We start from the raw sequence: 12,985 nt of genomic DNA on the forward strand, positions 1-12,985 counted from the left end.
CGACAGCATCGACGACGCCGACGTGCTGCGGCACGGTGCGACGGCGAAGGCGTTCACGGGGATGCGCGCCCCGACCACGCTCGGTGCCTTCCTGCACGCGTTCACCTGGGGGCACGTGCGCCAACTCCAGTCCGCTGTCCGGGCATTCACCTGCAACCTCGCGGTGCACTGCCGACTGCTGCCCGGACCGCTGCAGCCGCATCTGAACCTGATGCTCGTCAACCCCTCCCACCTGAAGGGCATCCGGGGCCGCAAGACCGATCCGAGCGACGCGGCGTTCCTGGCCCGCGCGGGGGCCTCGGGCATGGTGATGGGCTCCTTTGTTCCGCCCCGCACCATCCGGGAACTGCGGGATCTGACCCGCCGGCGGACCGAGGTCGTCCGGGCGGCGGGCGCGGAGGCCCAGCGGCTGGAGAAGGAGTTGGAGGACACCGGCTTCAAGCTGACCTCGGTCCTGTCGAACGTTGTGGGCGTCTCGGGCCGGGCGGGCCCTGGTCGCCGGCGAGCGCGACCCGGAGCGGCTGGCTGACCTCACCGTCCGCCAGGCCCGCGCCAAGATCCCACAACTGGTCGAGGCCCTGCGCGGGGACCTTCACGCCCCACCCCGCGTTCATCGTCCGCCACTACCTCGACCAGATCGACCACCTCAATGCGACGGTCGCGATGTTCGACGCGCGGATCGCCGAACTGCTGGCCGCCCAAGAGCTCGACCTCGACCTGCTGGACACCATCCCCGGCATCAGCCGCCTCGCGGCCGAGATCGTCATCGTCGAGACCGGCGGGGACATGGCCCAGTTCGCCACCGCCCACCATCTCGCCTCCTGGATCGGGGTCTGCCCCGGGCAGAGCGAGTCCGCCGGCGTGAACCGCTCCGGGCACACCCGGCACGGCAACACCAACCTCAAGCGACTTCTCGGGGTCGCCGCCATGGCAGTAGTCCGCAACAAGGACTCCTACCTCGCCGTGTTCTACCGCCGCATCGCCTCCCGCCGCGGCGCGAAACGCGCCCTGGTCGCCGTCATGCACAAACTCGCCATCGCGATCTGGCACGTGCTCCACGACCAGGTCCCCTACCGCGAACTGGGTGCCGACTACTTCGCCAAGCGCAACCCCGAACGCGCCATGCGCCGCATGATCAAGGAAGCCAACAGCCTCGGCCTGACCCTCCGCTTCGAACCCATCTCAGCGGTCTGACCTCACACACTCTGAACTTTTCGTGTCAGCGGCCACCAAGCCGACGGACAAGGCCGCTGCCGCCAAGGCGGGCAAGCCCACGCTGGTCGAACTCGTCCGCAGCCACCTGACCGAGCAGAGCGAGCCGCGCTCCGCCGCCGAAATCACCACCGCACTCGACCAAGCCCACCCCGAGCGCGGCATCAAGACCACCGTCGTGCGGACCGCCCTCGAAGGACTCGTGGCCAAGAACCAGGCCAAGCGGACCAAGCAAGGCGCCGCCGTCTTCTACACCTCCCCCGACACCGCCGAGCAGGCGGGCACACCGGTCCAGGACGAGGAACAGTCCGCGCACGCCGAGTAATGCCAAGGCGGCACTGGCCCCGGTGATCGTGTACGGCCGCGAAGAGCACCGTCATCCGGTGGGCCGCAACGTGTACCAACCTCGGCGGCAGGCAGGAAGACGATCTGCAAGTCTCCGTCGAGCGGACCGCATGCCGCTCACCCCGCTGGGGGCTAACCGCCCTGACCGATCGGCGTCAAGGGCGTGAAACCCGCGGACATCGTTAGGGCAGGGTGCCCTGCGGGCCCGAGCAGGTGGCGGGTCCTGCTATCTCTTCCACGATCTGGACGGCCTGCGCCCAGGAGAAGTCGTCGGTCGAGGCGGTCTATGGCCCTGCGGGCCCAGGTGCCCCGCGGCTGCCGCAGTCCTCGCTGGTTGCAGGAGGAGGCGGGCGGAGCGGCACGGCCTGAGGTCGTCGCCTTCTCCAGCTGCAGCGCGGCATCGACGTCCTGGCTGATCGGTGTGAAGGTCAGGGGGCCGCAGGCCCGTCGGTGGGCAGCTCGTCCACGTGCTCACCGGTGACCAGATAGACCACGCGCTGGGCCACCGCTACGGCATGGTCGGCGAACCGTTCGTAGTAGCGGCCGACGAGTGTGACGTCCACAGCTGTCTCCACTCCGTGCTGCCAGCGGTCGTCCATCAGATGCTGGAAGACCACGCGGTGCAATTCGTCCATGTGGTCGTCGTCCCGCTCCAGCTGGAGTGCCGCCTTGACGTCCTGGGTGATGATCATTTCGGCGGTCTGCGCCGTCAGGCGCTGCGTGAACTGGCCCATCTTTAAAACCGTGCGGTGTAGATCGCGCGGCCCCGCCCGTTCGGGATAACGCATCGGGGCCGCCTTGGCGTCTGCGCGCATTGCCAGCGCAAGCTTCTGGGGAGCCAGTAGTCTGGGCTGACAGCGTCGGCTTCGTCGATCGACCCCGGGGAGGTGTGCCGTGACCGCCGAGATGATCGCTCCCGCATGGATGCACACGCAGATCACCGCTGAGCAGTACGACTCCTGGTCTGAGGCGCAGTGTGCGGGTATCGAGATCGTGGACGGGATGGTCGTCGTGAGTCCGAGCGCGTCCAAACGGCACAACCGCCTCGCGCGGATCCTCGCCAACTCCTTGGACGCGGCGGCGGGCCCGGAGTGGAACGCGGACACGGACTTCGACATCCGGCTGCAGGACGTCCCGCTCACCAACCGCCGCCCGGACGTGACTGTCTACCGGGCGGACAGCATCGACGTCACACCGACCCGCCCCGAGCACGTGCTGCTCGCTGTCGAAGTCGTCTCGCCCGGCTCCGAGACCACCGACCGGATCGTAAAGCTCGAGCAGTACGCTCGAGCGGGCATCGCCTTCTACTGGCGAGTCGAGCAGTCGCCCAGCACGGTTCCGCTGGTGTACACCTACCTCCTCGACCCGGCAAGCGGCTCCTACCGCCAGGGCGAGATATTCACTGGAACAGTCAAGGCCAGCGCGCCGTTCCCCGTGGAGGTCGACCTCGGGGCGCTGTGACGCATCGCGGGCAGGGTTCCTCGCTGGATCATGCTGAAAGATATGCGTGCGGACGAGTCTGACTCGCATGGCGCTGTGAGCGCCCTGCCGCGGCTGTCCCTGCGGTTTCTCCCGGCTGGCGGTGGACTCAGGCGGACGGGACATGGCCCGCATGGCGTCTGGCCGCGGAGGCTAACGGCATGAGCGTGGTAGGGGGCCTGGTGCCTCGCCTGTCCGCTTGTGGGAGCGAGGATCCAGGGGGCAATGGGCGGTACGGCGGTGGTACGGGGCGATGCGTGGCGGCGCACGGTAGCACCGGGAGCGCAGTGCGAGGAGCCCGTTGAGGGGAACCGTGGCCCGTGCGGCAGGATGGGGGTCGCTCATGCTATCCCCGACCGAACGAGAGGGTGCCGCACCTGTGACCGACGATTCCGCGGTCCCGGAATCCGCCGACGAGGACGCCTTCGGTATCGACGCGTTCACCCTGGACGACCGGCTGCGACTGTTCCATTTCGCCGCCGCTGAGAAGCGCCACGAATATCTGTGGCTGTTGCGTGCTTTCGACCGGGGGCGGGCCAACTACCAGGTGCTGCTGCACGCCTCAGATGCGGCGGGGCTCCTGAAGCGGCTCGCGGCCGACCATCCCGGCGTGGCGGCCGTCGGGGACGTGCAGTCGCTGCTCGACGCGCTCGCCGACTGGCAGGTACTCGACCGGTCCTACGACGGGACGCGCGCCGCGAACCTGGCCGAGTACCGCAACCGGCACTACGTCTACCAGTTCACCCAGGCGGGCTACCGTGCGTACCGGGCCGTGGAAGAGGTACTCGGCGCGCGGCTGGAGGACGCCCAGCTCTCCCGGCTCGTCTTCCCCGATATCCTCGCCGACCTTCACGCGCTGGCCGACGCCAACGCCGCCGGCGACGCCGAGGAGGTGTACCGCAAGCTCGGCCGCCTGGACTCCGTACTGGGCGAGATGGCGCAGCGCGCCGCCCGGTTCTACCTGATGCTCGGCGACCTGGCACGCACCAACGACACCCGGCCCGAGGTGTTCCTGACCCACAAAGACGCCCTGCTCGCGCACATGCGGGAGTTCACCGCGGAACTCGGCCGCTACGCCCCGCTGCTCGCCGAGGCCGTCGAGAAGACCGCCGCCACCGGCGTCGACCGGATGATCGAGCACGCCGCCGAGGCCGACGAACGGCTCTTCCGCAGCCCCGCCGAACGTCTGGATGACTGGCAGCAGCGGTGGCAGGGCATCGTCCACTGGTTCGCCGAGCGTGAGCACAGCGAGGCCGAGCGGCTGCAGGACGCCACCGTCACCGCCATCCGCTCCATCCTCGCCCTGCTGCGCCGGGTCACCGAGGCCCGCCGCGGCGGGGTGAGCCGGGAGAGCCAACTGCGCCACCTCGCCCAGTGGTTCACCTCCTGCGAGAGCGACGAGGACGCACACGCCCTCTTCCAGGCCGCTTTCGGACTCGGCGCGCCCCGCCACATCGCGGTCCCGTATCCCGACCCCGAGCTGATCCCGGGGCGTACGTCCTGGTGGGAGGCCGAACCGGTGGAGCTGGCGCGCACCCTGGTCCAGTCCGGCCGCAGCCCCGGCCTGCATGGCCCCGGCCGCATCGAACGCAATGAAGCCCAGCGGGACCGACTGCGCGCCCAGCAGATGAAGCAGCAGGCCGAGCGCCGCACGGCCGCCGCCTCGCTCGCCGCGGACGGAGCGCACGGCAGGGTGCTGGACGAGGCTGAGACGCGAGTGCTGCTGGCGCTGATGGACGTGGCGCTCGCCGCTCGCGTCCCGGCCAGCCGCAGCGTCTGCGCCGCCTCCGGCTCCGCCCACGGCGTACGCCTGACCCTCACCCCTGTTGAGGGCTCCACCACCGTGCACACCGTCCGCGGCAACCTGCACTTGAACGGGCTGCGACTGGAGGTCACGGCATGAGTGCGACAGTAAGCACCCCGGGCGGCGTGCGACGGGCGGAGGAGCGTGTCGCGAAGCACGTTTCACCTCTCGAACTCGCCGACTACCAAAAGGCAGTACGGCTGGTTCTGCGGCATCCGCTGATCACATCCTCGTACCCGGACCGGGCGGCCCTGCCGACCGTGCGCCGCTGGGCCGAGCAGCTGCGCACCGACCTCATGGAGGTCCTTGGCTACCGGCTCGTCACCACGGCCGACACCGCCCGGCTGCTGCGCGTGCAGGACCACCTGGACGCGACGCGGCCCGCCGTCACCCGCGCCGGCCGCCCCTTCGACCGGCGCCGCTACGCCTACCTCGTCCTCACCCTCGCCGCCCTCGGCCGCCACGGTGCGCAGGTCGCCCTCGGTGAACTCGCCGACGCGGTCGCCGCCGACGCCGCGCGCATCGACGGCCTCGGTCTGGACACCACCCGCAAGACCGACCGGGACGCCTTCGTCGACGCCGTCACCTGGCTCACCGAGCGCGGCGCCCTCACCCTCACCGACGGCTCCGCCACCGCCTGGGCCGGCGACCCCGAGCGTGCGGAGGCTCTGTACGACATCGACCGCGAGATTCTCACCGCCGTCCACCAGCCCACCCGTGTCCTGCAACACCTCACCTCGGTGACCGGGCTCCTCGATTCCGGCAGCACGTTGGGCCTGGCCACGGGCCACCACGCGCGGCGCCGTGACCAGGCCCGCCGTGCTCGCCGTCTGGTCCTGGAGAACCCGGTCGCGTACTACGCCGACGCCAACGCCGAGCTGCTCGGCCAGCTGCGTGCCCCTTCACTCGCCGAGGATCTGCAGCGCCTGACCGGCCTTGCCGTGGAGCGCCGTGCCGAGGGCGTCGCGCTCGTCGACACCTCCGGCAGGCTGTCCGACATCCGCTTCCCCGGTGGTGGCACGGTCGCCCAGGCCGCACTGCTCCTCGGCGCCCGCATCAGCGAGGCCGCCCTGCGCACAGGCCGGCACGCCCCCGACCTGCTGCCCACCCCGACGGCCGCCGAACGCCTCGCCGCCCGGGCCCGCCGCATCGACGCGGCCCTCCCGGCGCGCGGACTGCTCGCGGAGTTCTCCGCACCCGATGAGGAGAGCCCGTACGAGGCCGCCGCCGAGGAGGGCCAGGAGCCGGACGAGACCCGCTACCCCTTCGTCACCGACTCCTGGCTGCGCGGCAGGCTCAAGGAGATCGTCGGCGAGTACGGCAAGGGCTTCGCCGCCGACCTGCGCGAGGACCCGGACCGGCTACTCGCCCAGGTCCTCGACCTGCTGGCTGCCCTGTCGCTGGTCGCCCGCGTGGACGGCGGAGCCCTCGCGCTTCCGCTCCTCGCCCGCTACCGCGGGGTCAGCGTCCGCGTGAAGTCCCGTGTACCCGCCCCGCGACCCGCCGCCCAGACCACCCTGTCCACCGACGACACCGTGAAGGACCCAACGCCGTGACCACCCCAGCAAGCACTCCCGCTGCGACCCCGGCCACCCGTTACGTCCCCACGCGCGCCGGGATCGTCAACCTCTGGGACTACCGGGACGAGGAGTTCTCCTTCGCCGGCGGCTGGCTGGTGCTGCGCGGGCCCAACGGCTCGGGCAAGACCAAGGCCCTCGAAGTGCTCTTCCCGTTCGTCCTCGACGGCCGTATCGACCCCAAGCGGCTCAACCCGTTCGCGGCCGAGGACCGCACGATGAAGTCCAACCTGCTCTTCCGCGGGCAGGACAGCGCACTGGGCTACGTCTGGATCGAATTCATCCACCGCTCCAGCGGCGAAGCCGTCACCTGCGGCATCGGCCTGCACGCCCAGCGCCACCGCGACACCCCCGCCCGCTGGCACTTCGTCACCGACGGACGCGTCGGCGAGGACTTCTCCCTCCTCACCGACGACGACCGGCCGATGACGAAGAAGCAGCTCGCCGCCGAACTCGGCCACGAACTGATCGCCTCCCCCACCGACTACCGCGCCGCCGTCGACCAGCGGCTGTTCGGCCTCGGCCGGGAGCGGTACGAGCAACTGCTCACACTCATCCTCACGCTGCGCCGCCCGCAGCTCGCCAAGAACCTCGACCCGGCCAAGCTCTCCGACACCCTCACCGAGGGTCTGCGCCCGCTGGACGACGACCTCATCGCCGAAGCAGCCCGCTCCTTCGACGACATGGAGTCCGTGCAGCGCACCCTGGAGGGACTGGCCGCCGCCGACGACGCCACCCGGGCCTTCCTCACCGGGTACTCCACCTACCTGCGCGTGCACGCCCGCGTAGCCGCCGACAAACTCACCGCCCGCCGCACCGAGACCGCCGCCCGCACCGCCGCCCTGGACAACGCCGTGACGGAGCTGGCTGCGGCCCGCGAGCAGCAGGCCACAGCCCAGACCTGCGCCGAGGGGGCCGACGCCGCGCTCACCGCCCTGCGCGCCCGCCTCGACCAACTGCGCTCCTCCGCCGCGTACCAAGCACTCGAGCAACTCGCCGACCTGGAACGCCTGGTGCGTACCTGCGAGCACACCGCCCAGCAGGCCACCGCCGAACGGGAACGCCGCACCGCCGCCACCGGCCGCGCCCGCGCCGAGGCCGAACGCGCGGCCCGGCTCGCCGCCGAGCTCGAGAGCGCCGCCTCCCGTGGCGCCGCCGCCGTCGCCGACCACGCCCACACCGCCGGCATTGCCTGGACCCCGGCCGACGCCGAGCCCGCTCGGCTCGCCGGGCGGTCCGCCGCGCTCGCCACCGCTCGCCACGACGGCGTGCGGGCCCTGCGCGCCGCCCAGCAGGACTGCCGCAGCGCCGAGCAGACCCGCGACCTCGCGCGCAGCGCCCTCGACCGTGCCCAAGAGGCGGTCACTGGCGCCGAAACTGCCGAAACCGACGCTGAGCGGGCGGCCGAGGCCGCCCGCGCAAAAGCGCGAGAGGCGCTCGCCCAGTGGACGCAGGCCTATGGCCCGCTCCTGCCCGAGGGCGCCACCGACCGTCTCGCCGAAGCCCTCGACCTCACCGGCGAAGAGGAGGCGGCCACCCTCGCCGACACCTACACCGAGGCCGTCGCCCCCGCCGTGCAGGAACTGCGTGACACCCTGGCCGCTCTGCGCACCCGGCGCACCGACCTCGAACGCCGCCGTGCCGAGACCACCGCCGAACGTGACCGCATCGCCGCCGAGCACGACGACGCCCCACCCGCCGCCCGTGGCCGCACCGCCGACCGCACCCGTGGGGGTACTCCCCCGGCTACCGCTGGGGGCACCCCCACCCAGGCCCTCAAGGCACTGCAGGAGGGCGTACCGCTGTGGCAACTCGTCGACTTCGCCGAGCATCTGACCGAGGAGCAACAAGCCGGTCTGGAAGCCGCCCTGGAGGCCTCCGGCCTCCTCGACGCCCTCGTCACCGCCGAGAACACCCCAGTGCCGGTCAGGCACAGCGACGGCTACCTACACGCCCGCACACCCGTCGACGGCCCCAGCCTCGCCGACCTGCTTCGCCCGGAAGACGGCACACCGATCCCCGCCGCGCGCATCACCGCCGTCCTGCGCTCCGTCGCCATCGCACCGGGCCCCGGCTCGGGCACCGCGCAGATCACCCCGGACGGCCGTTACGTCGCCGGCATCCTCGTCGGCGCCCACACCAAGGAGAGGGCCGAGTACGTCGGCGCCACCGCCCGTGAGCGCCGCCGCGCCGCCCGTATCGCGGCGTGCGAGGCCCTGCTCGCCGAACTCGTCGCAGCACTCGACGATCTGGCCCGTGCCCAGGCCCGTACCGAGGCACGGCTGGAGGAGTACACCGCCGCCCGTGCCGCCCTGCCCCGCACCACCGGCATCACCGCGGCGCTGCGCGAACTCGACAAGGCCGCGGCACGGCTGCGCGCCACCCGCGAGGCCGCCGACGCCGCCCAAGCCTCGTACGACGAGGCCGTGGCCGCCTGCGCGGTCGCCGAGCGCACCGTGCGCCGCACCGCCGCCGAGCACGGCATCGCCCCCGATCGCGTCGACGCCGTCGAGACCGCCACTCGCGCCTTCGAGACGGCCGTACGCGAACTCGCCGCCCGCCGCCGCGAACACGCCCGGCAGGCGCAGGCCGCCGAAGCCGCCGCCGACCGGCTCGGCACGGCAGCCGAGGACGAGGAAGCAGCCCTGGACGCCGAGCGCGCCGCACGCCGCCGCCACGCCGAGGAGGCGGCGAAGCTCGACGCCCTCCAGGAGGCCATCGGCGCGGAGGCGCAGGAGGTGATGCGCCAGGTCCATCAGGCCGAGGACGCCCTCGACGGAGCTGCCCGGGAGGTCGAGACGGCCACCGCCAACCTGCATTCCGCCATCGCCGCCACCGCCTCCGCCGAGGCCCGGCGTACCGCGGCGGCCGAGGCCGGCTCCGTCGCCGCCGCCGAGGAGAAGGAAACCGCCCGGGGCCTCGCCCCGTACGCGGCTCGTGAACTGCTCGACATCCTGCGCTGCCCGCCGGGCCTGTCCTGGCCCGCTCAGGAGGCCGACTGGGCGGCCCAGGAGCTGCCCGCCGCGGCGGTGGCGGTCCACGAGGCGATCCAGGCCGCCACCCGCGACCTCGCCCCCACCGAGACCAGCGTCAAGCAGTCCGTCACCCGTCTGACGAAGGCCCTGGACGATCTGCAGGCCCAGCTCGCCGCCGCCGGACAGGACTATCGGCCCGAATGGGACGGCTCCGACGGCGTCATCGTCGTCCGTGTCGCCGACGAGGAAGGCCCGCTGCCCGTCGCCTCATTCGCCAAGAAGATCGCCGAGCACCGCCGTGACCAGGCCGAGCTGCTCAGCGATTCCGAGCAGCGCATTCTCGAGGACGCCCTACTCACCCGACTTGCCCAGCAGATCCACGACCGCACGGTCGACGCCCGCGATCTCATCCGGCGCATGAACACCGACATGCGCGAACGCAGGATGTCCTCCGGCACGACAGTCGGAGTGAGCTGGCTGCTCGCCGACGATCTCGACGACGAGCAGCGCGCCGTGTGCGCTCTCCTGGACGCGGACGCCGCCCGGCTCGGCCCCGAGGGGCTCGCCCGGGTCCGCGCCCACTTCGCCGCGCAGATCAAGAATGCCCGCGCCCGCCACCGCGATCTGCCTTACCGCGAACTGCTCGCCCAGGTGCTGGACTACCGCCGCTGGCGGCAGTTCGCCTTCCAGCTAGTACGTCCCGACAGAAGCGAGGAGCGGCTCACGCGCGCCCGACACAGCCGCCTCTCCGGCGGCGAGCAGTCCGTCTCGCTGCACCTGCCGCTGTTCGCTGCCGCGCACGCCATGCTCAACTCCGCACACCCGCACGCCCCGCGGCTGCTCGCCCTGGACGAGGCGTTCGCCGGCGTCGACGACACCGGCCGCAGCGAACTGATGTCGCTGGCCGCCCAGTTCGACCTCGACCTGTTCATGACCGGATACGACCTGTGGGCCGCACACGCCTCCGTCCCGGCCGCCGCCCACTACGACCTCGCGCACTCGGCGATCGACCACACCGTCTCCGCGCTGCTGCTCCTCTGGGACGGCGAGAAGCTGCTCGCCGACGACATCGGCGACCTCACCGCGGCCCTCGGCTCACCCGGCACCCGCCGCGTCCCCGGGCCGAAGGAGGCCGCCGTTGACGACTGAGCAGCACAGCTACGAGGAACTGCGCGGCGAGGGCTGGCCCCGGCTGCTGGCCGCCGCACGCCGCAAGCTGGAACGTACATCGGGCGCGCTCGACGGCGAGATCGGCCTCTCCTCCCCCAGCGAGGCCGAGCGCCGCACCGTCATCGGCGTCACCGGCCACTACCGTCCCGAGACCGCCAAACGCCTCGCCGTCCCCCTCACCGCCCTCGACGCCTACCTGTACGACCGCTACGGCACCGGCCTGCACCAGACCCTCGGCCACCTGAACGGCCCCCTGCGCGACCGGCCAGCCGAACGCGCCGACGAGGACACCCGCCGCGAACAGGTCCTGGCCTCCGCCCACTCCAGCCGCCTTGCCACCGAGAGCTGGTTCGCCACCTGGCTGGACCGCCTCGCCACCGACGGCACCCTGACCCGCCTTCTGCGGCGCGGCGACGCACCCCTGATCAACGCGGCTGTGCGAGTCCTGGAAAAACTCCCCGAGGACCCCTCTCGCATCCTGCCGCTTCCGGTTCTCGCCGAATGGGCCACCGGCGACACCAAAGCCCTCATCCCCGGCACCCCCCTCGAACAGCTCGTCCTGCGCGCCCTCGCCCAGTACACAGGCGACGAAGTCCCGCGCGACAGGGCCGGACGCCGCGCCCTGTGGGAGAGCGCCGGCGCCATCGCCGACGACCTCGCCAGCCAGGTTCTCGTCCTGGGCATCCGCCCTGAGGGCGACACGGTGGTCTGCGACTGGCTGCGCGATGCCGCCGACTTCGGCATCCCGTTCCGGCTCACCCTCCACCAGCTCGCATCCGACCCCGTCGTCCCCGCCGCCGCTGATATCTTCGTGTGCGAGAACCCGGCAGTCCTGCGCGCGGCCGCCGCCGAACTCGAAGCCGGCAGCGCAGCCTTGGTGTGCACCGAGGGCGTTCCGTCCGCCGCCTGCCACAAACTGCTCGCCGACGCGGTACTCGCCGGAGCCCGGCTGTACTGGCGGGCCGACTTCGACTGGGCGGGCCTGCGCATCACCGCCACTGCCGTGGAACGCCATGGGGCCCACCCCTGGCGCATGACCACCGCCGACTACCGGCAAGCCCTCGGCCAGGGCCAGTCCACACCTCTCGGCGGCCCGCCGGCGGCAAGCCCCTGGGACCCCCAACTGGCCCGAGCCATGGGGGAGTCGGGGCAAGCCGTCATGGAGGAGCGCCTGCTGCCCGCGCTCCTGGCCGACCTCACCCGCACCTGACGCCGATGGACATGGGGCCCTCCATCTGTTGATCTTGCGTGGGTATCCCCGGCTTCAGCGGGGGAAACGCATCCTTGGCCCGGAGTCGCGTAGCGGCGCAGTTCTCTGCGGCTTCGGGGTGAGGGTCAGAGAGGCCGCTTCTGCCCTTCGATGTACTGCCGTATCACGATCAGGGGTGCACCGCCGCAGGAACCGGCGAAGTAGGAGCGGGACCAGAACACCGAACCCATGCCGATCCGGTTGATCCGTCCGGTGTACTCCGCCCGCAGGTACCGGGAGCTGACGCCCTTGAGTGAGTTGATCAGCTTGGACAGGGTGGTCTTCGGCGGGTAGTGCACCAGTAGGTGGACGTGGTCGGCTTCGCCGTTGAACTCCCTCAGCTCCACCTCGAACTTGTCGCACACCTCGCGCATGACCTCTTCGCAGCGCTTGAGCATGGCGTCATCGAAGATGCCGCGCCGGTACTTAGTGATGAACACCAAGTGGGCGTGCAGGTTGTAGGCGACGTGGCGACCGGTCCTGATATCGGGGTTTGGCTCCCAGCGCGGTGACATACGCCAAATGTAGTATGATCTTGCAGGTTGACCCAGGAAGGGGGTGGGGTCGGATGATCCGTGCGTACAAGTTCCTCATCCGGCCCACCGTGGGCCAGGAACAGGCGTTGTCGGCGATGTTGCGGCATCACTGCACGCTCTACCTTTGATCTTGGCCAGTGCTCCGGCGTTTACGTCGGGGTGAAGGCCATCGCAGAATTGCCCTGACCCGCACGTGGGCACAGGTCAGCACTGTTTACCTCAGCCCACGGGGCGCTTCTGGTTCTCGATGTACTGGCGTACGACGGTCAGCGGTGCCCCGCCACAGCTCCCGGCGAAGTAGGAGCCGGACCGGAAGTGGCCGCCCCACAGGTACCGGCGGACGTGGGTGTCGTATTCCTTGCGCAGCAGCCGGGCGGAGACGCCCTTGAGGCTGTTGACCAGCTTGGAGAGCTGGACCTTGGGCGGTAGTGCACCAGCAGGTGTACGTGATCGTCCTCGCCGTTGAACTGCTTCAGTTCCGCCTCGAAGTCCGTGCACACCTCTCGCATGATCTCTTCGCAGCGCGTCAGCATGGTGTCGGTCTGAACCGCCCCGGGTTCGGTAGAGATCTCAGATTGTGGTTGTGACCTGGGGTTTCGTGAGTTCCGTGTAGTAGTTGGCTTCGTACTCGACGGGCG

At 71.1% G+C, this 12,985-nt stretch carries 9 protein-coding genes and 3 pseudogenes; 9 read left to right on the forward strand and 3 right to left on the reverse strand.

Annotation, left to right across the window (positions count from 1 at the left end):
- From ACFYX0_RS44035 to ACFYX0_RS44045, 3 genes are all read left to right on the forward strand, one after another.
- The coding region (locus ACFYX0_RS44035) for a transposase (RefSeq protein WP_388980512.1) at positions 1-529 on the forward strand (529 nt) is incomplete at its 5' end.
- A gap of 134 nt (positions 530-663) precedes the next feature.
- Positions 664-1,194 (forward strand): transposase, encoded by a 531-nt coding sequence (locus tag ACFYX0_RS44040; RefSeq protein ID WP_388980515.1) that lies wholly within the window; start codon positions 664-666, stop codon positions 1,192-1,194.
- Positions 1,195-1,216: 22 nt separating this feature from the next.
- Positions 1,217-1,537, forward strand: a complete 321-nt coding sequence (locus ACFYX0_RS44045; protein WP_388980518.1) for a hypothetical protein — start codon at positions 1,217-1,219, stop codon at positions 1,535-1,537.
- Positions 1,538-1,985: 448 nt separating this feature from the next.
- Here the strand turns inward: ACFYX0_RS44045 and ACFYX0_RS44050 are convergent.
- A pseudogene (locus ACFYX0_RS44050) lies at positions 1,986-2,360 on the reverse strand (phosphate uptake regulator PhoU); the annotation flags it as partial.
- Between the two features lie 91 nt (positions 2,361-2,451).
- Here ACFYX0_RS44050 and ACFYX0_RS44055 point away from each other — a divergent pair.
- The 5 genes from ACFYX0_RS44055 (at position 2,452) to ACFYX0_RS44075 (ending at position 11,772) form a co-directional block, all read left to right on the forward strand.
- Positions 2,452-3,018, forward strand: coding sequence for a Uma2 family endonuclease (locus ACFYX0_RS44055; protein ID WP_388980520.1), 567 nt, complete (start codon positions 2,452-2,454; stop codon positions 3,016-3,018).
- 397 nt (positions 3,019-3,415) lie between these two features.
- Positions 3,416-4,939: a TIGR02677 family protein gene (locus ACFYX0_RS44060; RefSeq protein ID WP_388980523.1), complete on the forward strand. Its 1,524-nt coding sequence runs from the start codon at positions 3,416-3,418 to the stop codon at positions 4,937-4,939.
- Complete coding sequence (locus ACFYX0_RS44065; RefSeq protein WP_388980526.1) at positions 4,936-6,396, forward strand: TIGR02678 family protein; 1,461 nt, start codon at positions 4,936-4,938, stop codon at positions 6,394-6,396. Before ACFYX0_RS44060 ends, ACFYX0_RS44065 begins: the two co-directional genes overlap by 4 nt.
- Positions 6,393-10,541, forward strand: a complete 4,149-nt coding sequence (locus ACFYX0_RS44070) for a TIGR02680 family protein (RefSeq protein WP_388980528.1) — start codon at positions 6,393-6,395, stop codon at positions 10,539-10,541. The genes ACFYX0_RS44065 and ACFYX0_RS44070 overlap by 4 nt, the downstream gene beginning before the upstream one ends.
- Positions 10,531-11,772: a TIGR02679 family protein gene (locus ACFYX0_RS44075; protein ID WP_388980531.1), complete on the forward strand. Its 1,242-nt coding sequence runs from the start codon at positions 10,531-10,533 to the stop codon at positions 11,770-11,772. Before ACFYX0_RS44070 ends, ACFYX0_RS44075 begins: the two co-directional genes overlap by 11 nt.
- 125 nt (positions 11,773-11,897) lie before the next feature.
- Here ACFYX0_RS44075 and tnpA (ACFYX0_RS44080) read toward each other — a convergent pair whose 3' ends face one another.
- The gene (tnpA, locus tag ACFYX0_RS44080; RefSeq protein ID WP_388980533.1) at positions 11,898-12,326 is read right to left on the reverse strand and encodes an IS200/IS605 family transposase; all 429 of its coding nucleotides are present in this window, start codon (positions 12,324-12,326) and stop codon (positions 11,898-11,900) included.
- A 53-nt stretch (positions 12,327-12,379) separates the two neighbouring features.
- On the opposite strand from tnpA (ACFYX0_RS44080), the pseudogene ACFYX0_RS44085 reads away from it, so the two are divergent.
- Positions 12,380-12,469: pseudogene (locus ACFYX0_RS44085) on the forward strand (RNA-guided endonuclease TnpB family protein); the annotation flags it as partial.
- A 97-nt stretch (positions 12,470-12,566) separates the two neighbouring features.
- Here ACFYX0_RS44085 and tnpA (ACFYX0_RS44090) read toward each other — a convergent pair.
- Positions 12,567-12,877: pseudogene (gene tnpA, locus ACFYX0_RS44090) on the reverse strand (IS200/IS605 family transposase); the annotation flags it as partial.
- Positions 12,878-12,985 lie beyond the last annotated feature (108 nt).

Source organism: Streptomyces sp. NPDC002573, from assembly GCF_042889625.1.
Taxonomy (GTDB): domain Bacteria; phylum Actinomycetota; class Actinomycetes; order Streptomycetales; family Streptomycetaceae; genus Streptomyces; species Streptomyces gibsoniae.

What these genes read in the sequence shown, in the direction of transcription:
- tnpA (WP_388980533.1), bottom strand. Translation starts at nt 12,326, where the DNA reads ATGTCACCGCGCTGGGAGCCAAACCCCGATATCAGGACCGGTCGCCAC.
- ACFYX0_RS44040 (WP_388980515.1), top strand. Translation starts at nt 664, where the DNA reads ATGTTCGACGCGCGGATCGCCGAACTGCTGGCCGCCCAAGAGCTCGAC.
- ACFYX0_RS44065 (WP_388980526.1), top strand. Translation starts at nt 4,936, where the DNA reads ATGAGTGCGACAGTAAGCACCCCGGGCGGCGTGCGACGGGCGGAGGAG.